We start from the raw sequence: 1,155 nt of genomic DNA on the forward strand, positions 1-1,155 counted from the left end.
TCCCCCCTAGCCCCCCAACTTTGGGGGTAAAAAGAGTCAATTTGTTTCTAAAAGTCCCCCAAAATTGGGGGATTTAGGGGGCTTGGATGTAGCAAATGAGACTTCTCAGACAACCTCTGAGATCTTGAACCAAGTTTAAAATGGGTGCGGCTCTTTTAGGAAGACTAAGGATAAAGTCTTAGACAGTTATCGGAAGAGTAGTGGGAGCAGTAGTAGAGCAACGAGCATAAAGGAGTCGTTTCATCAAAGGAACACCATCAAGATACAAAACATGGTGATTGCGTTGATACTCTTGTTTTAAGTGAAACTGCCAATATTGATGCCAATCACCGCTAAGGTAAAGTGAGCGAAGACGTAAAACAGCTTCAGCTCCTTGAAGGCTCCATCTAGCTCCAGTAATATCCATCCGGTCTTTGATCAGATGACGACAAGCACCTTCAATTACCCCAGTGGCAATGGGAAGACCGGCTCTGAGGTAATCATCGTATTTGAGGTAAGCCGCGTTGTTGAGTAAATATCTGGCACAATTATCCACCGGTTTACGTTGTGATGGGGAGAGTTTGCGTAATGTGGCACTGCGACGCATCCCAGCAGCAACTGTACTTGAGTGTCCTTGAAGAATGAGTAGTATCCTTTTACTTACCCAATCCTCCGCTTGTTTGCTGGTATCGGAATAAAAGGCAAATGCCGCCTTCCATAAATATTCAATTACATGGATAATATCGAGAACAATTGTTAAGTTAATCTGGTGTTTGCGAGCAAACTTATTCAACAGCGATAATTGAGTTTTATTACCGTCGACCAAAGCACAAAAGTGTTTTTGTTGAGTGCTTCGGCGGTGCAATACCTCGTCAAATGCTTCGCTAATAACTACTTCTGGCTGTTTAATTAAGCTTGCCCAAACACGCTTGGATTGAGGCAAGGGTCTTTTGAGTTCTTTTTTATCTACCTCCTCCCCTTCCGGATTGACAATTTGTTCAGGTGTGCGCACGAATGGGTCAATCGTATAAACCGAAGCTACTGTAGCCATTCGCTTCGAGTTTCGTTTTTCACCCTTCGTTAATCGTTTATTTAACTTCTTGCTCGAAGCCAGCGCCCTTTTTCTGGTATGAGCACGTAAATCTTCTGTACGCATCACTACACCTTTACCGGAAG

General features: G+C 43.6%; 1 protein-coding gene. It reads right to left on the reverse strand.

Going from position 1 to position 1,155, the window contains the following annotated elements:
• Positions 1–178: 178 nt before the first annotated feature.
• Positions 179–1,155, reverse strand: a 977-nt coding sequence (locus F6K51_RS37825) for an ISKra4 family transposase (protein ID WP_293031447.1), incomplete at its 5' end; no start/stop codon positions are given.

It is taken from the genome of Moorena sp. SIO3I8, from assembly GCF_010692325.1.
Taxonomy (GTDB): Bacteria; Cyanobacteriota; Cyanobacteriia; order Cyanobacteriales; family Coleofasciculaceae; genus Moorena.